This is a genomic window from Achromobacter sp. EB05 (assembly GCF_044232075.1).
GTDB classification, from domain to species: Bacteria; Pseudomonadota; Gammaproteobacteria; order Burkholderiales; family Burkholderiaceae_B; genus Achromobacter; species Achromobacter dolens.
Genome location: NZ_CP155917.1, coordinates 4,080,087 through 4,104,276, shown reverse-complemented (window position 1 = coordinate 4,104,276; position 24,190 = coordinate 4,080,087). Strand labels below are relative to the sequence as shown.

General features: G+C 70.2%; 24 protein-coding genes. 8 read left to right on the top strand and 16 right to left on the bottom strand.

Annotated features, from left to right (window positions below; translation table 11 throughout):
• Window positions 1-11 precede the first annotated feature (11 nt).
• Both AAID08_RS18620 and AAID08_RS18615 read right to left on the bottom strand, forming a co-directional pair.
• Window positions 12-1,001, bottom strand: a complete 990-nt coding sequence (locus AAID08_RS18620) for a tripartite tricarboxylate transporter substrate binding protein (RefSeq protein WP_064527850.1) — start codon at window positions 999-1,001, stop codon at window positions 12-14.
• Window positions 1,001-1,834 carry an amidohydrolase family protein gene (locus tag AAID08_RS18615; RefSeq protein WP_395756751.1) on the bottom strand — a complete coding sequence of 278 codons (834 nt, stop codon included), beginning with the start codon at window positions 1,832-1,834 and terminating at the stop codon, window positions 1,001-1,003. The genes AAID08_RS18620 and AAID08_RS18615 overlap by 1 nt, the downstream gene beginning before the upstream one ends.
• Window positions 1,835-1,954: 120 nt before the next feature.
• On the opposite strand from AAID08_RS18615, the gene AAID08_RS18610 reads away from it, so the two are divergent.
• Both AAID08_RS18610 and AAID08_RS18605 read left to right on the top strand, forming a co-directional pair.
• On the top strand, window positions 1,955-2,842 hold the full coding sequence (locus tag AAID08_RS18610) for a LysR family transcriptional regulator (RefSeq protein WP_064527846.1): 888 nt from the start codon (window positions 1,955-1,957) through the stop codon (window positions 2,840-2,842).
• A 119-nt stretch (window positions 2,843-2,961) separates the two neighbouring features.
• Complete coding sequence (locus AAID08_RS18605; RefSeq protein ID WP_116791780.1) at window positions 2,962-4,794, top strand: ABC transporter ATP-binding protein/permease; 1,833 nt, start codon at window positions 2,962-2,964, stop codon at window positions 4,792-4,794.
• Between the two features lie 91 nt (window positions 4,795-4,885).
• Here the strand turns inward: AAID08_RS18605 and AAID08_RS18600 are convergent, their stop codons facing one another.
• The 5 genes from AAID08_RS18600 to AAID08_RS18580 form a co-directional block, all read right to left on the bottom strand.
• Window positions 4,886-5,689 (bottom strand): aspartate dehydrogenase, encoded by an 804-nt coding sequence (locus tag AAID08_RS18600; RefSeq protein ID WP_054502000.1) that lies wholly within the window; start codon window positions 5,687-5,689, stop codon window positions 4,886-4,888.
• 175 nt (window positions 5,690-5,864) lie between these two features.
• Window positions 5,865-6,776 (bottom strand): BMP family ABC transporter substrate-binding protein, encoded by a 912-nt coding sequence (locus tag AAID08_RS18595; RefSeq protein ID WP_064527842.1) that lies wholly within the window; start codon window positions 6,774-6,776, stop codon window positions 5,865-5,867.
• Window positions 6,773-7,750 carry a tripartite tricarboxylate transporter substrate binding protein gene (locus AAID08_RS18590; RefSeq protein ID WP_064527840.1) on the bottom strand — a complete coding sequence of 326 codons (978 nt, stop codon included), beginning with the start codon at window positions 7,748-7,750 and terminating at the stop codon, window positions 6,773-6,775. Before AAID08_RS18590 ends, AAID08_RS18595 begins: the two co-directional genes overlap by 4 nt.
• 175 nt (window positions 7,751-7,925) lie before the next feature.
• Window positions 7,926-9,314, bottom strand: a complete 1,389-nt coding sequence (locus AAID08_RS18585) for an amidohydrolase (protein ID WP_064527838.1) — start codon at window positions 9,312-9,314, stop codon at window positions 7,926-7,928.
• A gap of 242 nt (window positions 9,315-9,556) precedes the next feature.
• Window positions 9,557-11,050 carry an MFS transporter gene (locus AAID08_RS18580; protein WP_395756750.1) on the bottom strand — a complete coding sequence of 498 codons (1,494 nt, stop codon included), beginning with the start codon at window positions 11,048-11,050 and terminating at the stop codon, window positions 9,557-9,559.
• A 137-nt stretch (window positions 11,051-11,187) separates the two neighbouring features.
• On the opposite strand from AAID08_RS18580, the gene AAID08_RS18575 reads away from it, so the two are divergent.
• A complete protein-coding gene (locus AAID08_RS18575; protein ID WP_343719808.1) occupies window positions 11,188-11,946 on the top strand; it encodes a TetR/AcrR family transcriptional regulator in 759 nt (252 codons plus the stop codon).
• Here AAID08_RS18575 and AAID08_RS18570 read toward each other — a convergent pair.
• The 4 genes from AAID08_RS18570 to AAID08_RS18555 all read right to left on the bottom strand — a co-directional run bounded on the left by AAID08_RS18570 (window position 11,933) and on the right by AAID08_RS18555 (window position 16,248).
• Window positions 11,933-12,883, bottom strand: a complete 951-nt coding sequence (locus AAID08_RS18570; RefSeq protein WP_116791776.1) for a tripartite tricarboxylate transporter substrate binding protein — start codon at window positions 12,881-12,883, stop codon at window positions 11,933-11,935. The two genes, AAID08_RS18575 and AAID08_RS18570, sit on opposite strands and share 14 nt — an antisense overlap.
• Before the next feature lie 55 nt (window positions 12,884-12,938).
• Window positions 12,939-14,204, bottom strand: coding sequence for a carboxylesterase/lipase family protein (locus AAID08_RS18565; protein WP_395756749.1), 1,266 nt, complete (start codon window positions 14,202-14,204; stop codon window positions 12,939-12,941).
• A gap of 164 nt (window positions 14,205-14,368) precedes the next feature.
• Window positions 14,369-15,319 carry an adenosine deaminase gene (locus tag AAID08_RS18560; RefSeq protein WP_064527830.1) on the bottom strand — a complete coding sequence of 317 codons (951 nt, stop codon included), beginning with the start codon at window positions 15,317-15,319 and terminating at the stop codon, window positions 14,369-14,371.
• A gap of 8 nt (window positions 15,320-15,327) precedes the next feature.
• On the bottom strand, window positions 15,328-16,248 hold the full coding sequence (locus AAID08_RS18555) for a LysR family transcriptional regulator (RefSeq protein WP_175143143.1): 921 nt from the start codon (window positions 16,246-16,248) through the stop codon (window positions 15,328-15,330).
• A gap of 112 nt (window positions 16,249-16,360) precedes the next feature.
• On the opposite strand from AAID08_RS18555, the gene AAID08_RS18550 reads away from it, so the two are divergent.
• The 5 genes from AAID08_RS18550 (at window position 16,361) to AAID08_RS18530 (ending at window position 20,256) form a co-directional block, all read left to right on the top strand.
• Window positions 16,361-17,086: a hypothetical protein gene (locus tag AAID08_RS18550; protein ID WP_254607633.1), complete on the top strand. Its 726-nt coding sequence runs from the start codon at window positions 16,361-16,363 to the stop codon at window positions 17,084-17,086.
• A 99-nt stretch (window positions 17,087-17,185) separates the two neighbouring features.
• Window positions 17,186-18,754 carry a lytic murein transglycosylase gene (locus tag AAID08_RS18545; RefSeq protein WP_395756748.1) on the top strand — a complete coding sequence of 523 codons (1,569 nt, stop codon included), beginning with the start codon at window positions 17,186-17,188 and terminating at the stop codon, window positions 18,752-18,754.
• Complete coding sequence (locus AAID08_RS18540) at window positions 18,751-19,386, top strand: bifunctional 2-polyprenyl-6-hydroxyphenol methylase/3-demethylubiquinol 3-O-methyltransferase UbiG (RefSeq protein WP_054502010.1); 636 nt, start codon at window positions 18,751-18,753, stop codon at window positions 19,384-19,386. Before AAID08_RS18545 ends, AAID08_RS18540 begins: the two co-directional genes overlap by 4 nt.
• A 91-nt stretch (window positions 19,387-19,477) precedes the next feature.
• Complete coding sequence (locus AAID08_RS18535; RefSeq protein WP_395756747.1) at window positions 19,478-20,053, top strand: GNAT family N-acetyltransferase; 576 nt, start codon at window positions 19,478-19,480, stop codon at window positions 20,051-20,053.
• Window positions 20,050-20,256 (top strand): oxidoreductase-like domain-containing protein, encoded by a 207-nt coding sequence (locus tag AAID08_RS18530; protein ID WP_175143140.1) that lies wholly within the window; start codon window positions 20,050-20,052, stop codon window positions 20,254-20,256. Before AAID08_RS18535 ends, AAID08_RS18530 begins: the two co-directional genes overlap by 4 nt.
• A 47-nt stretch (window positions 20,257-20,303) precedes the next feature.
• On the opposite strand, the gene AAID08_RS18525 is transcribed toward AAID08_RS18530, so the two are convergent.
• The 5 genes from AAID08_RS18525 to AAID08_RS18505 form a co-directional block, all read right to left on the bottom strand.
• The gene (locus tag AAID08_RS18525) at window positions 20,304-20,606 is read right to left on the bottom strand and encodes a type II toxin-antitoxin system mRNA interferase toxin, RelE/StbE family (RefSeq protein WP_054502013.1); all 303 of its coding nucleotides are present in this window, start codon (window positions 20,604-20,606) and stop codon (window positions 20,304-20,306) included.
• Complete coding sequence (locus tag AAID08_RS18520) at window positions 20,603-20,890, bottom strand: CopG family ribbon-helix-helix protein (protein ID WP_054502014.1); 288 nt, start codon at window positions 20,888-20,890, stop codon at window positions 20,603-20,605. Before AAID08_RS18520 ends, AAID08_RS18525 begins: the two co-directional genes overlap by 4 nt.
• A gap of 184 nt (window positions 20,891-21,074) precedes the next feature.
• Complete coding sequence (locus tag AAID08_RS18515; RefSeq protein ID WP_054415951.1) at window positions 21,075-21,512, bottom strand: acetyltransferase; 438 nt, start codon at window positions 21,510-21,512, stop codon at window positions 21,075-21,077.
• A 14-nt stretch (window positions 21,513-21,526) separates the two neighbouring features.
• Window positions 21,527-23,266, bottom strand: coding sequence for a peptidase M14 (locus AAID08_RS18510; RefSeq protein WP_395756746.1), 1,740 nt, complete (start codon window positions 23,264-23,266; stop codon window positions 21,527-21,529).
• Between the two features lie 57 nt (window positions 23,267-23,323).
• The gene (locus AAID08_RS18505) at window positions 23,324-24,190 is read right to left on the bottom strand and encodes an ABC transporter permease (protein ID WP_049054177.1); all 867 of its coding nucleotides are present in this window, start codon (window positions 24,188-24,190) and stop codon (window positions 23,324-23,326) included.

The following is a 24,190-nucleotide window of genomic DNA, read 5'->3' as shown; positions in this document are numbered from 1 at the left end:
CCCGGCGGTACTCAATCCAGTTTCAGGTCGGCTTCCTTGACCACGCGCTGCCACTTGGCGATCTCGGCGCGGCGGAACGTGTCCAGTTCGGCGGGGGTGGAGCCGATGGGCTCGGCGCCGATGCCTTCGAGCTGTTCGGCGATCTGCGGGTCCTTCAGCACCTTGGCCAGGGCCTGCGACACCTGGTTGACGATTTCCGGCGGCGTGCCGGCCGGGGCGAACACGGCGTTCCACTCATACGTCTCGTAGCCGGGCACGCCGGATTCGGCGATGGTGGGCAGGTCCGGCGCCGCTTTGGAACGCTCCGAGCCGCCCACGGCGACCGCGCGCAGCTTGCCGTTCTTCACGTGCTGCCAGGCCGAGCCCATGCTGGCGAACATCACCGGCACTTGGCCCGACATGACGTCGATCATGGCCGGGCCGCCGCCCTTGTAGGCGACGTGCTGCAGTTGGGTCTTGGCCAGCAGGTTGAACAGTTCGCCGGCCAGATGCTGGGCCGAGCCGGGGCCGGCCGAGGCGAAATAGACGTGTTCCTTGCTGTCGGGCTGGCCCAGGCGGATCAGGTCGGCCACGGTCTTGACCTCGTACGACGGGGTCACCACCAGCACGTTGGGCACGCGCAACAGCAGCGACACCGGCGCGAACGCGGTCAGGGTGTCGAACTGCATCTTGGAATGCAGCGCGGGGTTCTGCGCGTGGTTGGAGGCGTCCAGCATCAGCGTGTAGCCGTCGGGCTGGGCCTTGGCGACCACGGCGCCGCCGATCATGCCGCCGGCGCCGCCGCGGTTTTCGATGACCACCGGCTGGCCCAGTTCAGCCGCCAGCTTGGGGCCGATCAGGCGGGCCACCACGTCGACCGTGCCGCCGGGCGGGTAGGTCACCACCAGCGTAACGGCGCGCTCGGGGTAGGCGGCGGTTGCCGTGCCGGCGGCGCCGGCCAGCAGGCCGGCGGCAGCCAGCAGGCTGGCGCGGCGCGCGAGGCGTTGGATCAGAGGGGTCATCAGAATTCTCCTTGGAATTGGAACAGCCGCAACGGTGTCTCGGCGAGTACGGCGCGCCGTTGCGTGGGGTCGTCGATCCAGTCGGCCAGCCACCGCATGGACGCGGGGTAGGACGCCAGGTGGCGATGCTCGGTGTGGGGCCAGTCGCTGCCCCACATGAGGCGGGCGGGCGTGTAGGCGTCCAGCAGTTGGCGCGCGGCCTCGCGGCCAGCGCTGGCACAGGCCTCGCCGGTCCAGTTGCGGTAAGGGGCGGACAGCTTGACCCATACCCGGCCGCTGTCGGCCTGCCGCAGCAGGTAGCCGAAGCCGGGGTCGGCCACGCCGAGCGCCGGGTCGGGACGGCCGAAGTGGTCCACCACCACGCGGCAGCCGGCCTGCAGCAGCGCCGGCATGATATCGGCCAGGCGCGCGGCCTGCAGGTGGATCTCGACGTGCCAGCCGAGCGCGTTGACGCGAGCCAGCAATGACTGCCACGGTTGCGTGCGCAGGTCGGGCACGGCCAGGCCGATCAGGTTGAGCCGGATGCCGACCACGCCGGCCGCGGCCAGCGCCCGCAGCGCGGCCTCGTCGATGGCCGTGTCCACCACCGCCACGCCGCGCAGCCGCGCCGGCGCGGCGCGCAGCGCCTCCAGCAGGTGGCTGTTGTCAGTGCCCAGGAAACTGGGCTGCACCAGCACGCCATGCGACAGCCCGTGCGCGTCCAGCAGGCCCAGGTATTGGGCCAGCGGGGCGTCGTAGTCCGGGGTGTGGCGGCGGGTGTCCGCCAACGCCAGGCCCTGCAGGAAGACGTGGGCGTGGCTGTCGACGGCGAGGCCGGTGACGGAGGGGGGCAAGGCAGTCTCCTGGGCGGGGTCCATGCCCCGCGCGTTCTGTAAGGTTCTGTAAGCGGCATTCTAGGGAGGCAGGGTATAGTTTTCCATTCTGGAAAATTGCTTTATTTATATTGGATTGATATGGAAACCCGGCATCTGCGCTACTTCCTGGCGGTGGTGGACCACGGCAGCGTCAGCCGCGCCTCCGAATGGCTGGGCATCGCCCAGCCGGCGTTGAGCCAGGCCCTGGGACGCATGGAAAAGGACCTGGGCGTGCGCCTGTTCGAACGCTCGCGCCAGGGCACCACGCCCACGCCCGCGGCCCAGGCCATCCTGGAGGACGTGCGCGCCAGCGTCGCGCGCATCGACGCCGCCGCGCGCCGCGCCCGCGAGATCGGCCGCGGCAGCGCCGGCCAGTTGACGGTGGGGCTGGTGTCGTCGGCGCTGTTCGATACGCTGCCGCGCGCCTTGCGCGAGATGCGTCGGCAGGCGCCCGGCGTGCGCGTGATCCTGCGCGAGATGAGCAATGCCGAGCAGGCCGACGCCCTGCAGACCGGCGAGATCGACATCGGCCTGATGCATACGCCGGTGGCGGTGGGCGGGCGCATGCGCGAGCGGCAACTGCTGCGCGACCGGCTGGTGGCGGCGGTGCCGGACGAGTTCGACGTCGCCGCCGATGGCCGGGTCTCGATGGCGCAGATCGCGCAGGCCGGCCTGGTGATGTACCCGCAGTCACAACTGCCGGCGTTCTACGCCGACATTCTCGATGCCATGCGCAAGGGCGGCCATGACGCCCACGTGGCGCAGGAGGCCAACCGCACCCTGACCGTGCTGGCGTGCGTGGCCGGCGGTTGCGGCGTGGCGCTCTTGCCCAGTTGGATCCGCTCGATGGATTTCCGCGGCGTGCGCTTTTGCGAAGTGCGCGACGGCGAGCGCCTGCCCAGCTTCGACCTGAGCGCGATCTGGCCGGCCCGCTCGGTGCCGACCCTGGCTGATTTGTTCGCCAACCTGGACCTGGGCGGGCATTGACCTTTCACTGCGCATTCAGTTGCGCCGGCGAACGCTTAAGCCACGCTTAAGAAGCCGTTTCCCCCGGAACCGCGACGCCCCGGCCGCTCTAAACAGAAACGACGTTAGAGGGGCTCTTCATGGACCTGAACTGGCAGCAGCAGTTGTGGGAAAGCGCGCTCTGGCTGGCGCGCGCGTTTGGCATCAGCGTGGTCGCGCTGGCAGTGGCGACGCTGGCGCTGGCGCGCTGGACCGACTGGGGGCGCAAGTTCTGGCGCCTGGCCTGGCCCTACCTGACGCCGCGGCGCAGTTGGCGCCCGCTGCTGACGCTGGCCGCGCTGTTGTTCCTGGCGATGTTCGCGGTCCGCATGACCGTGCTGTTTTCGTTCTGGTACAACGGCTTCTACAGCGCGCTGCAGGCGCTCGATCCGAACGCATTCTGGCGCTTGCTGGGCATCTTCGCGGTGCTGGCCACGGTGCACGTGATTCGTACCCTGGTCGACAGCTACGCCGGCCAGGCCTTCGACATCCACTGGCGGGTCTGGCTCAACGACCGCCTGACGCGCGACTGGCTTGGCGCGCGCGCCTACTACCGCGGCCACTTCGTGGGCGAACCGGTGGACAACCCCGACCAGCGCATCGAGCAGGACATCGCCCTGTTCGTGAGCGGCTCGCGCTCGCTGGCGATCGGCGCCTTGAGCGCGGTGGTGTCGCTGGTGGCGTTCACCGGCATCCTGTGGAACCTGTCCGGCGCGCTCGAGGTGGCTGGCGTGGAGATCCCGCGCGCCATGGTATTCATGGTGTACGTGTACGTGCTCATCGCCACCTTGTTCGCGTTCCGCATCGGCCGGCCCCTGATCCTGCTGAACTTCCTGTCCGAACGGCTCACCGCCAACTTCCGCTACGCCTTGCTGCGGCTGCGCGAGAATGCCGAGAACGTGGCCTTCTACCAGGGCGAGGAGGTCGAACGGGCGACGCTGTGGGCGCGCTTTTCGGCCTATATCGCCAACCTGTGGGAGCGGGTATACCGGGGCCTGAAATTCGACGGCTTCAACCTGGTGGTGAGCCAGGTGGCCGTGGTGTTCCCGTTCCTGTTGCAGGCGCAGCGCTTCTTCAGCGGCGCGATCAAGCTGGGCGACGTCATGCAGACCTCTCAGGCCTTCGGCCAGGTGCAGGACTCGCTGTCGTTCTTCCGCACCTCATACGATGCCTTCGCGCAGTACCGCGCCACGCTCAACCGCCTGGCCGGCTTCCTCGACGCCAACGCGGCGGCGCGCGATCTGCCGGCGATCGCGGCGCTGCCCTTGCCGCACGCCATGGAAATCAGCGGACTGGACGTGTCGCGTCCCGATGGCCGCGCGCTGCTGCGGCGGTTGGACCTGGCGCTGCATCCGGGCCAGGCCCTGCTGATCAAGGGGCCTTCGGGCAGCGGCAAGACCACCCTGTTGCGCGCCCTGGCGGGCCTGTGGCCCTACGCGCAGGGCACGGTGCGGCGGCCGCAGGGCGCGGCCGCGCTGTTCCTGTCGCAGCGCCCCTATCTGCCGCTGGGCAAGCTGCGCGATGCCGTGGCTTATCCCGGGCATGCGCAGGCCGGCGATGACGCGCGCCTGGCGTCCGCGCTGCGGGCGGTGAATCTGGGGCACCTGGCCGCGCGGCTGGACCACGAGGCCGATTGGTCGCGCATCCTGTCGATCGGCGAGCAGCAGCGCGTGGCGTTCGCCCGCGTGCTGTTCAACCGGCCGGCGATCGTGTTCCTGGACGAGGCCACATCGGCCACCGACGAAGGGCTGGAACACATGCTCTACGGCCTGCTGCGCGAACAGTTGCCAGACGCCATGCTGGTCAGCGTCGGCCACCGCAGCACGCTGGACGCGTTCCACACCCATCGGCTGGACCTGGACGGAGAGGGGGGCTGGCGCGCCGGACCGCTGGCCGCGGCGCCGGGGCCGGTGCTGACGCGGGCGGCGGCCTGAGGCCGGCGCGAGGCGTTCTGCCGTGCGGCCGGCTCCCAGCGGCCGGCCGCTGGCACGAGCACGGGCGGCGCCCGGCGTGCCCGGGCGCCGGTCAGGTGCCGACCCGCAGCGGGCCGGTCAGCTTGCGCAGCGCCGCGATCACGCTTTGCGCGGTGATGCGGCCGGTCTTGGGATTGGCCGACGGGATGTTCTGGATTTCCATCGAGAAAGAGGCGGAATCCGACACCACCTCGACGCGATGCACATTGCGTTCCAGCGACGGGTCGGCCCAGATCTCCAGCGTGGTGCGGTCCGGACCGATGCCGGCCAGCGAGACGCTCACCGCCACGTTCAGGTTGGCCGGGAAGCCCACCGCCGCCTCGCGCGGCGAACCGCGGAAGATCAGGCGCGGCTCGGTGATGCCGTCGATATCGATGTTGTTGTCGGTCAGGTAGGGCGCGCCCAGCAGGCCGCGCACCGGTTTGCGCGTGATCATCGTGACCGAATGGATCTCGCCCTCGGCGGCGGCGGTGATCGCATCCAGGCCCAGGATGGCGCCGGACGGCACCAGGATCTGGCCGTGGTGGCGGCGCGCCAGCTCGATCAGGTCGTCGTGGCGCAGCAGCGCGCCGGAACTCAGCACCACCAGCTTCTTGCCGGCCGTGAGCACCGGCTCGGCCAGTTCGCGGAACACGGCGGCCGGGGCGCATTCGACCACCACGTCGCAATGTTCGGCCAGCGCGCCGATGGTGGTGAATACCGGCCTGGCGTTCTGCCACGCCACCGCGGGCGCGGCCTGGGGATCGCGCACGGCCACGGCGGCCAGCGTCAGGCCGGGCAGGCCGGCATCCAGGGATTGCGCCACGGCCTGGCCGATGGCGCCGAAGCCGGCGATGCCGACGCGGTAGCTGTTCATGGAAGATTCCGGGGAAGGGGCGCAGGGCGCCGTCAGATTCGCGGGCCGGCCGGCGGCAGCATCGCCGGCCAGGGTCGGCGGTCACTGTAGCGAGGGGGCGGGCGTGCGTCAATCATCGCGGACACCATGCGCTGTCCGTTCCGTTCGTTCATCGCCAGGCGGCAGGGGCATGCGGCTATCGGGCCGGCGGGGCGAATTCCCGTCCCGTGTAGTCGGACGCGACCGCGATCTCGCCGCGAGCCAGCCGCGCAGACCAGTCGTCCAGCACGCGGCGTTCCTCCGCGCCGACGTCCGCGCCCAGCGCCAGCCGCAGCGATGCGCCCGCTTCCAGGCCGAAGTGCGTGACCGCGCCGACCCGCAGCGCGCCGGCGGCGTGATCGGCCGCGGCGCGTTCCACGCACAAGCCAGAATCGGCCAGCGCCGACGCCAGATACACGGCGGGATCGCGCGCCACCCAGTCCAGCACATTGCCGATCTGCCACAGGCCGCGGCGGCGGCAGGCGCGGGTGATGCCGTCGCGGCCGCCATCCATCATCGCGAACACCACGCGCGCGCCGTCGGCGGCCAGCGCGTCGGTCCAGGCCTCGGCCAGCGCCGGGTCGTGCTGGTTGCCGCAGAAGCCGGTCAGCGGATCCTGGCCGACTACGCGGCGCACACCGTCGGCATAGGCGGCGCGACCCTTCAGCCCGGGCCGCACGCGTTCCCCCGACAGATGCGCGGCGCCGCCGCGCAGGCCCGCCAGCACGCCGGCCAGGAAGGCCGTGTGCTCCTGCAGGATTTCATAGGACGCGACATTGGCCGCATGGTGGCTGCCCTGGGTGATGGCGAACTGCGTGCGCGCAAAGCGCGGCGCCACCCGCGCCACCGGCACATCGCCCTGGCCGCCATGCACGATGACGAGGTCGGGGGCGTCCGCGCACAGCGCCGCCAGGCGCTCGGCGCGCGCATCGGGGTCGTTGTTCGCGATCCATTCCACCTGCAGGGCGTGGCCCGCGCGCGCGGCGCGCGCCGCGCCCTGCACGGCGGCTTCGTTGAACCCGCCCCGGCCGGCCTGGCCGAACAGCACCAGCAACCGGCGCACGCTCACAGGCTGGCTCCGGTCGCCCGCACCACCGGGCCCCAGGTATCGGCCTGGCGGCGCACGAAGTCGGCGAATTCGGCGGGCGACTTCTGCGCCAGCACGAAGCCCTGCCCTTCCAGTTTGGCGCGGATATCGGGGGTGCGCAGCACCTGCGTCAAGGCGTCGTACAGGCGTTCGCTGACGGCGTCGGGCAGGCCCGCCGGGCCTGACAGGCCGACGAAATTCTCGGCCACCAGGCCGGGATAGCCCAGCTCGGCCACCGCCGGAATCTCCGGCGCCTGCGGCACGCGCTGCGCGGTGGTCACGGCCAGCAGGCGCAATTGGCCGGTGCGCAGGAACGGCAGGTTCTGCGGCAGCGCGTCGACCGCGAAGCGGATCTGTCCGCCCAGCAGGTCGTTGCGCATCGCGCCCGAGCCCTTGTACGGAATGTGTTCGAGCCGCGCGCCGGTCTGGCGCGCGTACAGTTCGCCGACGATCTGGCCGACCGACGCCAGGCCGCCGCTGCCGTACTGCACCGGCGCCGGCTGCGCCTTGATCCACTCGGTCAGTTGCGCGAAGGTCTCGACCGGCACCGACGGATGCACCACGAACGCGGTCGGCACCGCGCCCAGGTAGGCCACGTGGCGGAAGCTGGCCAGCGGATCGTAGTGGTGCTGGGGCATCAGCGCCGGCGAGATCGACAGCGGCGCCGAGTTCGACATCAGCAGGGTGTAGCCGTCGGCCGGGGCCTGCGCCACCTGCGTCGCGCCGATGGTGGAGCCGGCGCCGGGACGGTTGTCGATCACGATGGACTGGCCGAGCAGTTCGCCCAGCGCCGGCGCGATGACGCGCGCGGCAATGTCGCTGGCGCCGCCCGGCGGGAACGTCACCACCAGGCGGATGGGGCGCTCGGGCCAGGCGGCGGCGCGCGCCCGGCGGGGATGCGCAAGCGGCAGGGCCAGCGTGCTGGCGAGCAGGAATCGGCGGCGGGAGATCGGCATGGCGAGTCGGCGCTTTGGCGGCCAAGGGCCGTACTGTAGGAAACCATGCCTTCCGCCACAAAGACTTTATGGCGGTTTGCTTATGCCCGCCGCCTATCGCGGCGGACGGGGCGCGCGCCTTGCGCTTGCGCCGCCCGTCGCGCCGCCGGCAGAGCGCGGGCGGGGGGGCCCGTTGTCAGCCGCCTTGCCTGGCCTTGGCCATGTAGTCGACCGTCAGGTTGGACAATGCGCGCACGCCGTTGATCAGGCCCGACTCGTCCACATAGAAGCGCGGCGAATGGTTGGGCGCGGCGGTGTCGGGATTGACGTCCTTGGGCGTGACGCCAAGATAGAAGAACATGCCCGGCACCTTCTCCTGGTAGAACGAGAAGTCCTCGGACGCCGTCGACTTGGGCTGCAGGCCGTAGTTGCCTTCACCCGCCACGCGCCGCAGCGTGCCGCCCATCTGCTCGGTCAGGCCGGGATTGTTGACGGTGGCGTTGTACAGTTCCACCACCCGCACGTCGGCCTTGGCGCCGGCGCTCTGCGCGATCTGCGTGGCCGTGCGCTCGATGCGCTGGTGGATGTCCTTCTTCATGCCCTCGTCATACGTGCGGATGGTGCCCGTCATGGCGACGCTGTCCGGCACGATGTTCATGCGGTTGCCGCCGTGGATCGCGCCCACGGTGATGACGGCCGGCTCCAGCATGCTGTTGATCTGGCGGCTGGGAATGGTCTGCAGGCCCAGGATGATCTGCGAGCTGACCACGATCGGGTCGATGCCCGACCACGGCCGCGCGCCGTGCGTCTGCTTGCCGGTGACGTCGATCCAGAACTGGTCGGCCGCGGCCATCGCCGGGCCGCTGCGCCACGACAGCTTGCCCACCGGATAGCTGCTGGAGACATGCAGGCCGAAGATCGCGTCAACCTTGGGATTGTCCAGCACGCCTTCCTGCACCATCATCTTGGCGCCCCAGATCTTCTTGCCGTCCGGCTCGAAGTCGGCGGGACTCTCCTCGGCCGGCTGGAAGATGAACTTGACGCTGCCGGGCAACTGGTCCTTCATGCCGGCCAGCACTTCGGCGGTGGCCATCAGGATGGCGGTGTGGGCATCGTGGCCGCAGGCGTGCATCACGTCCACTTCCTTGCCCAGGTAGGTGCCCTTGGCCTGGGAGGCGAACGGCACGTCCACCTGCTCCTTGACCGGCAGCGCGTCCATGTCGGCGCGCAGCGCCACCACCGGGCCGGGCTTGCCGCCCTTGAGCAGCGCCACCACGCCGGTGCCGGCCACGCCGGTCTTCACTTCCATGCCGAGCGCGCGCAGATGGTCGGCCACCAGCTTGGACGTGCGCGTTTCCTGGTTGCCCAGTTCGGGATGCTGGTGGATGTCACGGCGCCAGGCGATGAGTTTGTCTTCGATGGCCTTGGCGCGCTGGTCGATCTGCGCGGCCAGTTCCGGCATGGGCGCCGGCGCCAGCGGCCCCTGCGTGCCGGGCGCGCTTTGCGCGGCGGCGGCGCCGCTCAGCGCCAGGTGCGCGGCCAGCGCCAGCGGGGCCAGGCGAAACAGGATCTTGCGGTGTTGCATGGCATGTCTCCTCTTGGTTGTTAACCTGTTATTGGGCGGAGATATTACCGGAGCGCATGCGCGGCGGCGCGCTTGTTACGCCTGCTTAAAAACGCCGCTGTTTGATTCCGGGCGCTGGAATTCCGCGCCTTGGAATTGCGCGCCCCGCCTGGGTTTCGGCGACTCGCCGCGAGGCCCGCGCAGCGTCGTCGGACCCACGCGGTGGCGTCCGGCGTCGCCGCGACGATGCGCGCGCCTGTCGCCTACGCGGCCCGCAGCACCGGCCGCGCGCCGCGCGTGACCCGCAGCAGCACCAGCGCCGCCAGCAGCGAGGCCACGCCGGCGCCGGCCATGGCGGCATGGAAACCGCTGGCCAATGCGTCGGCGAACAACGCCGCCACGCCATCGGGTTGCGCCGGCAGCGCGTGCTGGGTGACCGCCACGCGCGCCACCGCCTGCGCATCCGGTTGGCCCAGCCGCGCCAGCGCCGCGGCCAGGTGCTCGACCGCGCGGCTGCTCATCAGCGCGCCGAGCAGCGCGATGCCGATGGTCATGCCGGTCTGGCGCAGCGCATTCATGGTGGCCGAGGCCATGCCCGAGCGCTCGCGCGGCACGGTCGCCATCACCGCCATGCTGGTGGCCGGCACCGACAGTCCCATGCCTAGGCCCAGCAGCACCATCAGCGAACCCGACAGCGCATAAGGCGTGTGGGCGTCGAAGCGCATCATGCCCAGCATGGCCGCGCCGACCATGGCATAGCCCGCGATCATCAGCCCGGGCAGGCCGAAGCGCTGGTTCAACCGGCCGAACACCGTCGACACGATGCCGGTGGCCACGAACTGCGGCGCCAGTTGCCAGCCCGTCTCAAGCGGCGTCAGGCCGCGCACGTGCTGCAGGTAGAGCGAGAAGAAGAACAGGCTGCTGTAGGCGCCGAATCCCATCACGAACGAGGCGAAGTTGGTGCTGGCGAAGCCGGCGTCGCGGAACAGGCCCAGCGGCAGGATGGGGCGCGCCACGGTGTGCTCGACCCAGAGGAAGGCGATCAGTCCGAGTGCGGCAACGGCCAGTGCGGCGAGGGTGGCCGGCGCCTGCCAGCCGTGTTCGCCGGCAGTGATCAGGCCATAGGTCAGCGCGCCCAGCCAGACCACGCTCAGGGCCTGCCCGAGCGGATCGAAGGCGGCATGCTCGGGATGCGCGCTTTCCTGGATGCCCCAGGCGCCCAGCGCGATCGCCAGCGCGCCCACCGGCAGGTTGATCAGGAAGATGCTCTGCCAACTGAAGTGCGCCACCAGCAGGCCGCCCAGCATGGGCCCCACGATCAGCGAGATGGCATTGCACGAGGCCCACAGGCCGATGGCGCGGGCGCGCTCGGCGGGGTCGGGAAAGGCCTGGGTCAGCAGCGACATCGCGCCCGGGATCAGCAGCGCGCCCGCCACGCCTTGCACCGCGCGGCCCGCCAGCAGCAGCGGCAGGTTGTCGGCCAGCCCGCACAAGGCCGAACCCAGCGTGAACAGCGCCACGCCCGCCAGCCACGAGCGCTTGCGGCCATAGCGGTCGCCCAGCGGCCCGGCCGACAGCATGAAGGCAGACAGGAACAGCGCGTAGGCGTCCACCACCCATTGCAGGCCGGCCATGTCGATGCGCAGCGCCGCCTGCATGGTGGGCAGGGCGACATTGACGATGCTGATGTCCAGGATGGTGATGAAACTGCCCAGGTTGACGGCGAACACCAGGGCGCGGCGGCGGGAGGCAAGCATGCGGAAGGGCCGTGAAGGGGAGGGAAAGCCGTATTCTAGTAATCGACTGACCGTCGGTCAATAAATAAAAAGACGCATTCCCGGACGTTTTGCGGGCGGCAGGCGGGGCGCGTCCTCTACACTGCGGATCGTTGAAAATGAAAGGATTCCCGCTCGCGATGGTCCGTTCCGCCAAGTCCCCCGGCAAGCCCGACGCCAAGCCCGACGCCGAGCCTGGCGCCAGGCCGGATACCCGGCCCGCCCGCAAGCCGGACTCCAGGCCCGCCGGCAAGCCGGACACCCGGCGCGGCGCCAATGCCAGCGCCGCCACGCCGCGCACCAAGCCCGCGTCGGTGCGCCTGGACGAACTGATGGCGGCCGCCGAAGATCTGTTCGTGCGCCAGGGCGTCGAGGCCACCACCATCGACCAGATCGTGGCGCAGGCCGGCGTGGCCAAGGGCACCTTCTATCATTACTTTTCATCCAAGGCGGACGTGCTGGCGGCGCTGCGCGTGAAGTTCTCGCAAGGCTTCCTGGACCGCATCGACGCGGCCATGGCGGCCTGCGCGCCGGACGATGGCGTGGCGCGCCTGCAGGCCTGGACGCGCGCCGGCGTGCACGCCTATTTCGACGGCTACGCGCTGCACGACGTCGTGTTCCACGACGTCAACCACCCGCATCGCGGCGCCGCTGAACGCGCGGCGGTGCTGGAGCAGGTCGAGGGCATGCTGCGCGCCGGCCAGGCCGCCGGCTGCTGGCAACTGGCGCAGCCCGGGCTGACCGCGATCCTGCTGTATCACGGCATGCATGGCGCGGTGGACGACAGCATCGCGCGCGGCGCGGCCGACGCCGAGGCGCTGGCCGCCAGCCTGATTCCCTCGTTCCTGCGGCTGGTGGGCGCGGCTACTGCAGCTTGATGCCCAGTTCCTTGATCAGCGGGGCCATCTGCGCGCGATCGGCGGCGATGGTGTCGGCCAGTTCCTGCGCGCTGCCGCCGATGGGTATCATGCCCAGCGCCTCCATCTGCGCCTTCATCGCCGGTTCCTTGAGGATGTCCGCGACCGATTGCTGGATCCGCGCCACGCGGTCGGCCGGCACCCCGGCCGGCGCCATCAGCCCGATCCACGGCTGCGGCGCGTAGTCGCCCATGCCCGATTCGCGCAGCGTGGGCGTGTCCGGCAGGCCGGGAAAACGTTCGGGGCTGGTGATGGCCAGCGCCCGCAGGCGGCCGCTGTCGATCAAGCCCTTCGAACTGGAAGGGGCGTCCAGGCCGACGTCGAGCTGGCCGCCGATCAGATCGTTCTGCGTCTTGCCCGACGAGGACGAGGGGATGTACAGCGCCTTGATGCCGGCGCGTCGCGCCGTCTGTTCCCACACCAGGTGGAAGGCGGTGCCGATCGAGAACGAACCCACCGTCAGGCTGCGGGCCCTGCTCTCGCGCACGAAGTCCTGCCAGGTCCTGATGGGGCTGTCGCTGGGCACGATGAAAAGGAACGGCGTGCGCGCCACCAGCGCCACCGGTTGCAGGTCCTTCTGCGGATCGAACGGCAGGTGGTCGACCGCGAACGGCACGATGGTCACGGACGACGCCACCACCATGCCCAGCGTGTAGCCGTCCGGCGCCGACTTGACCAGCGCCCCGGTGCTGATGATGCCGGACGCGCCGGGCTTGTTTTCGACCACCACCGCCTGGCCCCAGGCGGTGGACAGCTTGCTGGCGAGCACGCGCAGCATCACGTCGACCGGACCGCCCGGCGGATTGGAGACGATGATCTTGACCGGTTTGTCCGGATAGGCCGCGCCGGCGGCGGCGGGCAGCAGCAGCGCGAGCGCGATGGCAAATTGCTTGAGCATTGGTATTCCCCTTGTCGATGTTGGACGCGCCGGGTCATGCGCCCGGCGCGGGACTTCAGGCCAGCCGTTCCAGGTGCGGCGCGGCCGGCCACGCGGGCGTCTCGCCGCGGATGAAGGCAATCCAGGCGCGTTGCGTGGTCCGCGCCAGGGAGGCGGCCTGCGTCGGCGCCAGGCCCCGCAGCATCGGCGCGTCGGCAAAGGCCGCGAGCGTGTCGAAGACGAACGGCAGTTCGATGCAATGGCAGGCCTGAAAGCGCGCCGTGGGCGCCACGTCGAAGCGCGCCAGCCACGCCTGCCGACCCTGGGCCGTGGCGTCGGCGGCCCACTGCCGCGAAGGCGCGCCGAACACGGCCTCGCTGGTCGGCGCGCAGTCGGGGCCGTCGCCGCCGGGAAATGCCGCCATTTCGTCACGCGTGTAGCTGACCAGCACATCGGCGCGGCCAGCCGCCCGCCGTAAGGCAGGCTCGATGTCGACGGGCAGCACCTGGCCATCGAGCACCGGACCGAACAGGCTGCGGCGGCTGCCTTCGGCCTGCAGGGCCGTCGCCACTTCGGGCGCCTGTTGCGCCGCCAGCAGCCGCTCGACGGGCAGGGCGCGGGCCTGTTCCAGCGTATCGGCGCCGGCGGCGGCGAGGAATGTCTGGCCCAGCGCCGCGGCCTGCGCGCTGCTGCGAAAGCCGCGGCCGAGCGCCGCGCTTTGCAGGATGGCGCGGCCAAAGCGCGGCCGCCGCGCCAGCATGGCGCAGATCGACGAGGCGCCAGCCGATTGGCCCATCAGCGTGACGCGGGCCGGGTCGCCGCCCAGGTCCTGGATGTTGTCGAGCACCCAGTCGATGGCGCATTCCTGGTCCAGCAGGCCGACGTTGGCGGTCTCGCCCGGCAGGTGCAGCCAGCCCAGCGCGGCCAGCCGGTAGTTCACCGCCACCACCACCAGGTCGCCGCGCGCCGCCAGGGACGCGCCGTCATACCAGTCGAGCGCGCCGCCGCCGCTTTGCCAGGCGCCGCCGTGCAGCCACACCACCACCGGCCGGCGGCGCGCGTCGGCGGCGGGCGTCCACACCGTCAGGTGCAGGCAGTCTTCCGCCTGCGGCGCCACGAAGTCGCCCATGGCGCCGCGCAGGCGCGAGGGCAGTTGCGGCGCCACGCTGCCGGGGCGGGAGGCATCGCGCGGGCCGCGCCAGCGGGCCGGCTGGGGCGGCGCGAAGCGCAGCGCACCCAAGGGCGGTTCGGCATATGGAATGGCGCTGAAGCGGCAGGCGCCGCCCTCGCGCACACCGGTCAACCTGCCGGCGCGCAGGTTGGCCTGAACGGTGTCAGTCATGGTCTGGTCCCTTGTCGTCCTGGTTTTCGGCGGACGGCGTGCAGGGCCGCCATCCGCTCGGGACTATGGTAGGGACGAATGGGGGCGGGCAGGCATGCCGGTTTCGAACCGGGTCATGCGCAACCCGCATACCTGCGCCGTGGGCGCGGCCGGGCCTGCCGCGCCTACTTCAGGATGCGCGCATCCATGCTGTTGTCGGCCAGCGCCTGGGCCTGCGCCTGGCTCATGCCCAGGTGCTCGTAGAGCGCGTGGAAGTTCTCGGTGACGTAGCCGCCGAAGTAGGCCGGGTCGTCGGAGTTGACCGTGACCTTCACGCCGGCGTCCAGCAGCGACAGGATGTTGTGCTGCGACATGTGGTCGAATACTCGCAGGCGGGTATTCGACAGCGGACACACGGTCAGCGGGATCTGCTCGTCGATCAGACGCGCCATCAGGCGCGGGTCCTCGGCGGCGCGCACGCCGTGGTCGATGCGCAGCACCTTCAGCAGATCCAGCGCCTCCCAGATGTATTCGGGCGGGCCTTCCTCGCCGGCGTGGGCCACGGCCGGCAGGCCCTCGGCGCGGGCGCGGTCGAAGACGCGCTGGAACAGGCGCGGTGGAAAGCCCTTTTCGCTGCTGTCCAGGCCCACGGCGATGAAAGCGTCGCGGTAGGGCAGCGCTTCTTCCAGCGTGCGCATGGCCTGTTCTTCGGGCAGGTGGCGCAGGAAGCTGAGGATCAGGCCGCTGCTGATGCCGAGCTTCTTGCGGCCGTCTTCCAGCGCCTGGCTGATGCCGTCCAGCACCACCTTGAACGGCACGCCGCGGTCGGTGTGGGTCTGCGGATCGAAGAAGGGCTCGGTGTGCACCACGTTCTGCTCGTGGCATTTGACCAGGTAGTCCCAGGTCAGGTCGTAGAAGTCCTGCTCGGTGCGCAGCACGTCGGCGCCGCGGTAGTACAGGTCGAGGAATTCCTGCAGGTTGCCGTAGTTGTAGGCCGCGCGCAGGGCATCCATGTCGGGCCACGGCAACGCCACGCCGTTGCGCCGGGCCAGCCGGAACAGCAGCTCGGGTTCGAGCGTGCCTTCCAGGTGCAGGTGCAGCTCTGCTTTGGGCAGTGCATTGAGCCAGTCGTACATGGGCGCTCCTAAGAAGAGGATTGGATGGCTTCGGCCAGCGTGTCGGCGAAGGCGCGAGCCTGGCGGGTGCTGGGCCGGTCGCGGCGCCAGATGGCCGCCAGCGGCGAGCGCCGCAGGGCGGGGCGAGGCGCCAGCACCGCCACCTCGCCGCGCGCGGCGCGCACCGCCGCGACGCTGCCGGGCAGCATCCACAGATAGGGTCCGACCGTCAGCAGTTCTCGGCCGAATTCCAGGGATAGGGCGCCGATCATATCCGGAATCGGCAGACCTTCCCGTAACAGCAGCATTTCCAGCTCGCCGCGGATGCGGCTGCCGGGCAGCGCCGTGATCCACGGGTAGGCGACGCAATCGGCCAGCGTGACCTCGGGCCGTTCGGCCAGCGGATGGGCGGGCGCGCAGGCCAGCACCACGGCGTCTTCCAGCAGGGTGACCGACCGGTAGATGCGCGGATCCACCGTGGACGAGAAGCGGCTGATCAGCACGTCCAGCGCGCCGGCGTCCAGGTCCTCGATCAGCCGCTCGTGGGTGCCGATCTCCAGCGTCAGGGTGATGCGTGGATGCCGCTCGCGAAAGCGCGAGGCGGCCTGCGCCACCGGCCAGCCGGCGAACATCGAAAAGCAGCCCACCGTCAGGCTGCCCTCGTCGCCGCGCAACAGCGCCGCCAGGTCGATCTCGGCCTTGCGAAAGCCGGTCAGCAACTGGCGCGCGTGGCGGCACATGGCCTCGCCCAGCGGCGTGCAACTGGTGCCGCGCGCGGTGCGCTCGAACAGCCGCGCGCCCACCAGTTCCTCGATCTCGACGATGGCGCGCGACAGGCCGGACTGCGTGCTGTGCAACTGCGCCGCCGCCTTGGACAGATTGCCCAGCTCGGCGACCGTCAGCACGATTTCCAGGTGCCGGGTGCGGAGTTTTCCTTTGAAGGGCGTCATGGCGGGCGGGGCAGTGGCGATGCGCCGATTATTGACCCGCGCCGGGCCCTTGGCAACGCGGCCCTGGCGTTTCGGTATAGTTCGTCGCCAGGGAGGCGGACGCGCGATGCGCATGACGGCAAGGTGGAAATCCGGGCGGCCCCAGGCCGCGCCACGATGGCTGGTGGCGGGGCTGGCGCTGGCCATGCTGGCCGGCTGCGGCGTGTCGACCGTGGACGCCGTGCGCGTGACCTGGCCGCCGTTCAAGGAAGGCACGGCGCTGACGCTGCCGTCCGATCCGGCGCAGTGTCCCGACCTGTCCGGCACCTACCGGGTGGCGGGTGAACCGCGGGGTGAACCGGGCTCGGGCGAGGGCGCCGCCGGCATGGCCGACCTGCGCCACTTCCTGGCCTACACCCTGGACCTGGCGGGCCTGCCGGATACCTCGGAACATGCCTGGCGCCCCACAGCGGCCGCCAGCGTCACCTTCGTGGCGGCGCCGGAAGGCTGGCGGATCCTGGCCGATGACGGCCAGGGCGGCCGCTTCAACGGCCTGCTGCCGCTGCGCGACGGCACGGCGGGCTCCCCCGGTCCGGCGGATGGCCCGCCGCTGGCCCGGACCGACATCCAGCACTTCGGCGGCTGCACCCATGGCCGCTACTGGATCAGCGCCCGGCGCGACTGGCGCCAGTATGAATCCATGGGCGTGTTCCGCACCGTGGCGCTGCTGCGGCCACAGGCGGGCGGATTGCTGGTGAGCGTGCAGCGCGAGTCGCACAGCATCGGCCTGCTGCCGTGGTATTCGTCGGATGAGGTGCGGTCGCAGTATTGGTTCGGGCCGTCGGCCGCGGGCCGGTAGCCCCTCGGGTAACCGCCCGTATCCACGCGCGCTTTCCGGTTCGATTTCGGCGCCCGCTCGCGGTACGATCCGGGCTGACTTCGATTTTTCAGGATAACCATGCGACAGAATGCGCTTCGCACCCGAATCGATCCCCTGGCGCGCGCCGTCCTGGCCGCCACGCTGAGCGTCGCCGCCTTGGGCGCCGCCCAGGCCCAGTCGCCTTCTTCGGCCACCGGTACGCGCAGTCCCGGGGCCCAGCCTTCCTCGTCCGGACCGGTGCTGACGCCCAAGCGCAGCTTCGACGATCCGGCCACGCCGGCCGCGGCCCCTGCCGCCGCGCCCGCGGCCACGCCGGACGATTCGCCGGCCGCTCCGCCGACAAACATGCGTACGCCAGCCGCCGCGCCGGCCGCCACGCCCGCGGCGGCGCCGGCCCATGCGCCTGCCGCCACCGCCGCGCCCGCCGCGCCCGCCACCCCCGCCGCGACCGCCACCCCCGCCGCGCCCACGGTCATCATCCCGACCGAGCTCGACACCAAGGCGTGTATCGCCAAGCTGCGCAAGGGCGCCACCGCCAACGGCCTGACCCTGGCCGACTGGGATAAGTACACCGCCAAGGCCAAGCTGCTGCCCACCACCGTGGCGTCCGCCCAGGGCCAGCCCGAGGGCCGCGAAAGCTGGTGGGACTACATCGCCAAGACGGTTGACGACGAGCGCGTGGCCGATGGCCGCGCGGTGCTCGCCAAGTACGGCAAGCAACTGGGCGACATCAGCCAGCAGTACCAGGTGGATCCGGCCACGCTGGTCGCCATTTTCGGCATCGAGACCAACTACGGCCGCCAGGTCGGCAAGACCGACGTGCTCAACGCGTGGCTGACGCGCGCCTGCACCGAGAACAAGACGCTGTGGGAAAAGAACGCCTACGCCTCCGTGCGCCTGCTGCGCGACGGCGTGGTGCCGGCCGACAACTTCGTCGGCTCCTGGAGCGGCGCCTTCGGCATGACGCAGTTCATCCCCACCTCGTTCTACGAGCTGGCGGCGGACGGCGACGGCGACGGCAAGATCGATCTGTACAACTCGCTGCCCGACGCCCTGGCCTCGACCGCCAACCACCTGCGCAAGCGCCGCGCCAAGTGGACCCACGGCCTGCCGGCGGTGGTGGAGGTGCGCGTGCCGGCCGACGTGGCCGCCGCCATTCCGCCCGCGCCCGACGCCGAATACGTCGGCTCGCAGGACCGCCGCAGCATCGCGCAGTGGGCCCAGGCGGGCCTCAAGCAGGGCGACGGTTCCGCGCTCAAGCTGGCCAGCGGCAACGACCAGCAGGCCTACCTGTTCGCGCCCACCGGCGCCAAGGGCCCGGTGTTCCTGGCCACCGTCAATTTCGATGCGATCCTGCACTACAACCAGTCGCGCCGTTACGGGCTGGCGGTGGCGTTGCTGCTGAACCGCCTGCAGGGCGGCCCGGCGCTGGCCACGGCCTGGCCGACGGACGACCCCGGCCTGTCGCGCGCGCAGATCAAGGAAGTGCAGGAGATGCTCAACGCCCGCGGCTATGACGTCGGCACCGCCGATGGCATCCCCGGCGCCAAGACCCGCGACGCGGTGCGCGCCGAACAGGAAAAGCGCAACCTGCCGCAGGACGGCCGCGTCGGCAAGCGCATCTACGACGCGCTCAAGGCCAAATGAGCGCCGCCGATCCCGCGCAAACCGTCGACGGCAGCGGGGCCGTGGTCTCGGGCACCCAGGGTTACGGCGAAAACGCCGCGGCCCTGGCCGAGCAGTACGAGAGCATCGCTTTCGCGGATGTGCATCGCGACGTGGCGCACCTGATCCCGGCAACGCCGTCTCGCATCGCCGACATCGGCGCCGGTTCGGGCCGCGACGCCGCCGCGCTGGCCCGCATGGGCCATCAGGTGGTGGCGGCCGAGCCCACGCCCGAGCTGCGGCGCGAGGGCCAGCGGCGCCACGCGCTGCCCAACCTGGAATGGGTCGATGACGCCTTGCCCGAACTTGCAGGCCTGCAAGGGCGCGAATTCGACGTCATCATGCTGACCGCCGTCTGGATGCACCTGGACGCGGACGAGCGCGCCCGTGGCATGGCGGCGCTGGCGGCATTGCTGGCGCCCGGCGGCCAGATCCTGATGTCGCTGCGCCACGGCCCGGTGCCGCCCGGCCGCCGTATGTTCGACGTATCGGCCGAGGAGACCATCGCGCTGGCGGCCGGGCATGGCCTGTCGGCGCATCACCTCGTCAGGCGCGAAGACATGCTGGACCGCGCCGACGTGCACTGGAGCTTCCTGGGCCTGCGGCGCGGCTAGCAGGGTGTGTCCACGGTGCGAAAGTGCGATGGCATGCAGGGGCGGGCATGGATATGATGCAAGGCACCGTGTGTGTCCATGCTTCGAGATCATGCCGTCCGCCCTGCTGCCCGAATCCTTCGTCACCCAGCGCTTGCGCGCCGAGCGCATGTCGTCGACCCATCTGCCCTTCATCGCGGCCATGCACGCCGACGCCGCCCTGATGGCAACCATGGGCGGCACCCGAGACGCCACGGCCAGCCGGCGCTACGTCGAGCACAACATGCTGCATTGGGCCGAACATGGCTACGGCATGTACGTGGTGAGCGAGCGCGACAGCGGCGCGCTGGCCGGCCGAGCTGGCCTCAAGCTGGCGCTGTCGGGCAAGATCGAGCGGGTCGAGATCGCCTACGCGTTCATGCCCACCTGTTGGGGCCGGGGCCACGCCTCGGAAATCACCCGCGCCTTGCTGGCGCTGGGATTCGAACGCCTGCCGGTGGACGCGCTGAGCGCCGTGGCGATACAGGCCAACGCCGCGTCGCTGCGCGTGATGGAAAAATGCGGGATGCGCTGGATCGAGACCACCGGCGAAGGCGAGGCGCGCAAGCTGCGCTACGAGATCCGGCGCCAGCAATGGCGGGCGCTAGCGGACGAAGCGGCGCCGATCGGCGCTAACATGCGGCCATGAGTCCCGCGAATACCCCCGATACCCCGAATACCACTCCGCCCGCCGACGACGATCCGCCGCCCGTGCCGCCTGAGGCCCCCGCGCCCGAGGAATGCTGCAACAGCGGCTGTATCCCCTGCGTCTACGACACCTACAACGAAGCCATGGACGAATACCGCGCCGCGCTCAAGGCGTGGCGGGCTCGGCATGGCGTGGTGGGGTAGGGGGCGGGCAACCGCCGTTTGGGCGCGGCTTTGCCGTACCGCGAGATTCAACGATTGCCCGGCGATGAATCCGGCGTTGGCCACTGCCGAGCCGCATGCAGCACACGCAGCATGCGCACCAGATCGTTCGTCACGTCGTAGATCAATAGATAGTTCGGGTGCGCCACCAGCTCCCGGGTGCCAGCGACACGGCCCGGGCGACCCAGGCCGGGATGATCGATCAGGCGTCCCGCCTGCTCTTCAAGCTGTTCATCAAGCGTCAGCGCCGCAACGGGGTTGTCCGCCTCGATGAAATCGTAGATCGCTTCCCGGTCCCGGATCGCTTCGGGCGTCCAGCGCAATGCCCTCACTTGGATGTTGCTATCCGGCGACGGGTCGCGGCGCGACGGGCCGCGAATTTGGTTTCGACCTCGGCGGCCGGCACCAGGCGGCCGGCGTTGGCGGAATCCAGTCCCGCTTGCACCTGGCGGCGGAACCAGGCGTCATGCTGGGCGGCTTCCTGTTGTTGCTGCACGTACTCCCGCATGAAGTCACGCAGAAGCTGTGCGCCGGTGCGGTCTCGGGCCTTGGCGGCCATGGCGAACTCGTTTTTCAAGGCTTCATCCACCCGAAAGGTAAAGGTAGCGTCGCTCATGGTGCGGTTCTCATGTGTTACACGATAAGTGCAGCGTAACACGCCCGTCCCGTGGCGCTTGCTGCGATCATTCGCCACCCCGGCGGGGAAAGCAACAGGGGACGCCATCAATTGGGTGATATATCGAGCACGCATATCGAACAGGCGCCCGTGCAGGCAGCGTAACTGCCTCCTCCCGTCCGCCTCAGCCCGCCAGCTTCATATGAATGATCGGCCGCGGCCGCCCCGCGGCGTCGGTTTCCGAACGGCCTACGTCCTCGAAGCCATAGTGCTTGTAGAAACCGTGCGCCTGCGGATTCTGTTCATTGACGTCGACCCGCAGGCTGCCGTGCAGCGACAGCGCGAAATTCAGCAGGCGCCGCCCGGCGCCCTTGCCGCGCTTGTTGGCGTCGACGAACAGCATCTCGACCTTGTTGCCGTTCAGGCCCATGAAACCGGCGACCTCGCCGGCATCGTCCTCGCAGACCCAGACGCGCACCGACGGCAGGTAGGTGTTGAGCACCTGCGGGTACATGGCCTGGATTTCCTTTTCGGACAGGAACGTATGGGTGGCGCGCACCGAACGAAGCCAGATGTCCACCAGGGCGAGGTCGTCGCCGTGGTTGCGTTCTCGGATGTTCATGTCAGGAAGGGGCGTCAGTGTCCGGCGCGGTGGATGTCGATCGCCGCCAGGACGGTTTCCATTTGCACAGTATGCGCGAAAACGAAGCGGTCCCCGTACACGGTTTCATCCGGAAACTCGGAGATCAGCGCCATCGGCAGCGCTTCCCGGTCGGTCTCCGTGACCTGCACGGGAATGCCGTTCAGCACATCGAATCCGGTTTCGAGCGCGTGCGCGTGGAATAGTTCAAGCTGGCGCGCGTTGAATTCCACCAGGCCGGGCACGTTGCGGGCCAGCCGCGCCGTCACGCCCTCGATCAGGCGGCGGGCGCGCTCGCGCCAGCCGGGGTGGTGGCGCAGCACCAGGAAGAAGCCCTTGGGAATGGTCCACAGCTCGAAATTGCGCGGCAGGTAGCCCGACAGGGGGCGGGTCCACTCATGGGCCGGGTAGCCGTGCAGGTTGATGTGCAACTGCGCGCCGCTGATGGCGTGGGCCTGGTGGCGGCCCTCGCGTTCGAAGAACGGCGCGTGTTCGCGGTAGGCGATGTCGTCGCCCAGCGCACTGTAGCGCGAGGCGTGCAGCATGTGGCGCGGATGCTGTTCGCGCAGGCGGTTAAAGAGCGCGTAGCCGTCTGGATTCTCGGCGGCGATCAGCGCGAAGTGGGCGTCGCCGCGCGCCTTCAGCGCTTGCGCCGCGCGCAGCGCGCCGACCACGCCGGAGGTCTCGTTGGCATGCTGCGCGCCCGAGATGAAGACCGCCGGGCCCGGGCCGCGCAGATAGGTGCCCAGCACCGGGCGGCCCTGGCGCGACACGGCCTGGAAGGCGTCGCCGCCCAGCGCGGCCATGCAGCCGGCGATCTGCCCGGCCGCCAGCGGCTGGCGCAGCTCGGCCAGCGGCGCGTCCAGCGCCACGGGCGCCACCGGCGCCGGCGGCGCGAAGGGTTCCAGCGTCACCAGCACGCGCGCCGCGCCGTCGTGGCGGCGGATGTCGGGAATGATCTGGCCGGGCTGCAGGCCGCGGTCGCCGGAGGGGCGGCCGGAGTGGTGCTGGAAGTGTTCCAGCAGCGTGAAGTACAGGTCTTCGTGCAGCGCCTCGAAGGTGCTGACGATTTCCTCGTCGACCGGCAGTGCGAAGTCCATGCCGGGCAGGTCGACGCGGATCTCCAGCCGGTCGAAGTACGGCTCGTGCGCGCCCCAGGGATGGTTGCGCACCGTGTCGACGATGCTGCGGAAGGCCTGCTGGTATTCGGTGGCCTGGGCCGCGTCGGTCTGCACGGCGCCCTCGGCGTCGCGCACGCGCAGCCAGCCGGTGGGCGACAGTTCGGGCGTGCCGTCCTGCGCCTGGCCGAGCTGGTTGGGCGCGAACACGCGCTCTTCACGGCGTCGGCCGTCGGCATAGACGAGGGTGACGTCGTAGTGCAGGTCGGACGCGCCGGGCTTCATCGTCACGCGCACGCCTTGCAGCAGCGCCACCAGCGGATAGGCTTCGAGCGTGAAGCGCTTGGGCAGCGCGTGCTCATGCCGCGGGTAGCGCAGGTCGACCGCCACCAGGCCGTCGCGTTCGACTTCTTCCAGGAAGTAGTGCAGCAGCGGCTTGTAGGCGCTGCGAAAGCGCGCCGTCACGCCGGCCTGCGCCAGCCGCGCCTCGGCCTCGCGACGCGCGTCGACGCCTTCGAACAGCCAGCCTTCCACCGCCGCGCCACGCCACGCCGGGGCCTTGTAGGCATGGATCCAGGCGTCCAGCGTGCGGTCGAATGTCTTTTCCAGCAATGCCATCGTCAGTAGTCCTCAATTGCCTGCCGGAGCAGGCCGCCCCAGGGCGGGGGCATACATTTACACCTTGCCGGTGGGGTCCAGGCGATCGCGCAGCCAGTCGCCCAGCAGGTTCAGGCCCAGCACGGTCAGCATGATCGCCAGGCCGGGGAACACGCTCACCCACCACGCCGTCTGCATGTAGGTGCGGCCATCGGCCAGCATACCGCCCCAGCTCGGGATCATGGGATCCACGCCCAGGCCCAGGAAGGTCAGGCTGCTTTCCAGCAGGATGTTGTTGGCGACGTTCAGCGTCATCAGGATCACCAGCGGGCCCAGCAGGTTGGGCACGATGTGATGGCGGATCATGGCCAGGTCGCGCACGCCGAAGGCACGCGCCGCCAGCACGAACTCGCGCTCGCGCAGCGCCAGCACCTGGGCCCGCACCAGGCGCGCGTACTGAACCCACTGCGAGATGATCATGAAGAAGATCACGTTGAACAGGCCGCCGCCGAGGATGGCGATGAAGGTGATGGCCACCAGGATGAACGGCAGCGCCAGTTGCACGTCGGCGAAGCGCATCACGATCATGTCCCAGAAGCCGCGGTAGTAGCCGGCGATCAGGCCCATGATGATGCCGAGCAGGGCGCCGCCCAGCACCGACGCGAAGCCCACCAGCAGCGAGATCTTGCCGCCGACGATGACGCGCGCCAGCACGTCGCGGCCCAGCGGGTCGGTGCCGAACAGGTGGGCGGCGCTGGTGAAGGGCGCCATCAGGCGGGCGGTCAGGTCCATGGACTCGCCGCCATCGGGAAACAGCCAGCCCGAGGCCAGCACCAGCACGATCATGACGCCGGTCAGCACGGCGCCCAGCACGAATTCCAGCGAGCGGTAGCGGCTGCGCGGCTTGACGGCCTTGGGAGCGGCGGGGGAAGTAGTCGTCTGCAT

What these genes read in the sequence shown, in the direction of transcription:
- AAID08_RS18620 (WP_064527850.1), bottom strand. Translation starts at nt 1,001, where the DNA reads ATGACCCCTCTGATCCAACGCCTCGCGCGCCGCGCCAGCCTGCTGGCT.
- AAID08_RS18610 (WP_064527846.1), top strand. Translation starts at nt 1,955, where the DNA reads ATGGAAACCCGGCATCTGCGCTACTTCCTGGCGGTGGTGGACCACGGC.
- AAID08_RS18605 (WP_116791780.1), top strand. Translation starts at nt 2,962, where the DNA reads ATGGACCTGAACTGGCAGCAGCAGTTGTGGGAAAGCGCGCTCTGGCTG.
- AAID08_RS18600 (WP_054502000.1), bottom strand. Translation starts at nt 5,689, where the DNA reads ATGAACAGCTACCGCGTCGGCATCGCCGGCTTCGGCGCCATCGGCCAG.
- AAID08_RS18590 (WP_064527840.1), bottom strand. Translation starts at nt 7,750, where the DNA reads ATGCCGATCTCCCGCCGCCGATTCCTGCTCGCCAGCACGCTGGCCCTG.
- AAID08_RS18585 (WP_064527838.1), bottom strand. Translation starts at nt 9,314, where the DNA reads ATGCAACACCGCAAGATCCTGTTTCGCCTGGCCCCGCTGGCGCTGGCC.
- AAID08_RS18580 (WP_395756750.1), bottom strand. Translation starts at nt 11,050, where the DNA reads ATGCTTGCCTCCCGCCGCCGCGCCCTGGTGTTCGCCGTCAACCTGGGC.
- AAID08_RS18575 (WP_343719808.1), top strand. Translation starts at nt 11,188, where the DNA reads ATGAAAGGATTCCCGCTCGCGATGGTCCGTTCCGCCAAGTCCCCCGGC.
- AAID08_RS18570 (WP_116791776.1), bottom strand. Translation starts at nt 12,883, where the DNA reads ATGCTCAAGCAATTTGCCATCGCGCTCGCGCTGCTGCTGCCCGCCGCC.
- AAID08_RS18565 (WP_395756749.1), bottom strand. Translation starts at nt 14,204, where the DNA reads ATGACTGACACCGTTCAGGCCAACCTGCGCGCCGGCAGGTTGACCGGT.
- AAID08_RS18560 (WP_064527830.1), bottom strand. Translation starts at nt 15,319, where the DNA reads ATGTACGACTGGCTCAATGCACTGCCCAAAGCAGAGCTGCACCTGCAC.
- AAID08_RS18555 (WP_175143143.1), bottom strand. Translation starts at nt 16,248, where the DNA reads ATGACGCCCTTCAAAGGAAAACTCCGCACCCGGCACCTGGAAATCGTG.
- AAID08_RS18550 (WP_254607633.1), top strand. Translation starts at nt 16,361, where the DNA reads ATGACGGCAAGGTGGAAATCCGGGCGGCCCCAGGCCGCGCCACGATGG.
- AAID08_RS18545 (WP_395756748.1), top strand. Translation starts at nt 17,186, where the DNA reads ATGCGACAGAATGCGCTTCGCACCCGAATCGATCCCCTGGCGCGCGCC.
- AAID08_RS18540 (WP_054502010.1), top strand. Translation starts at nt 18,751, where the DNA reads ATGAGCGCCGCCGATCCCGCGCAAACCGTCGACGGCAGCGGGGCCGTG.
- AAID08_RS18535 (WP_395756747.1), top strand. Translation starts at nt 19,478, where the DNA reads ATGCCGTCCGCCCTGCTGCCCGAATCCTTCGTCACCCAGCGCTTGCGC.
- AAID08_RS18530 (WP_175143140.1), top strand. Translation starts at nt 20,050, where the DNA reads ATGAGTCCCGCGAATACCCCCGATACCCCGAATACCACTCCGCCCGCC.
- AAID08_RS18520 (WP_054502014.1), bottom strand. Translation starts at nt 20,890, where the DNA reads ATGAGCGACGCTACCTTTACCTTTCGGGTGGATGAAGCCTTGAAAAAC.
- AAID08_RS18515 (WP_054415951.1), bottom strand. Translation starts at nt 21,512, where the DNA reads ATGAACATCCGAGAACGCAACCACGGCGACGACCTCGCCCTGGTGGAC.
- AAID08_RS18510 (WP_395756746.1), bottom strand. Translation starts at nt 23,266, where the DNA reads ATGGCATTGCTGGAAAAGACATTCGACCGCACGCTGGACGCCTGGATC.
- AAID08_RS18505 (WP_049054177.1), bottom strand. Translation starts at nt 24,190, where the DNA reads ATGCAGACGACTACTTCCCCCGCCGCTCCCAAGGCCGTCAAGCCGCGC.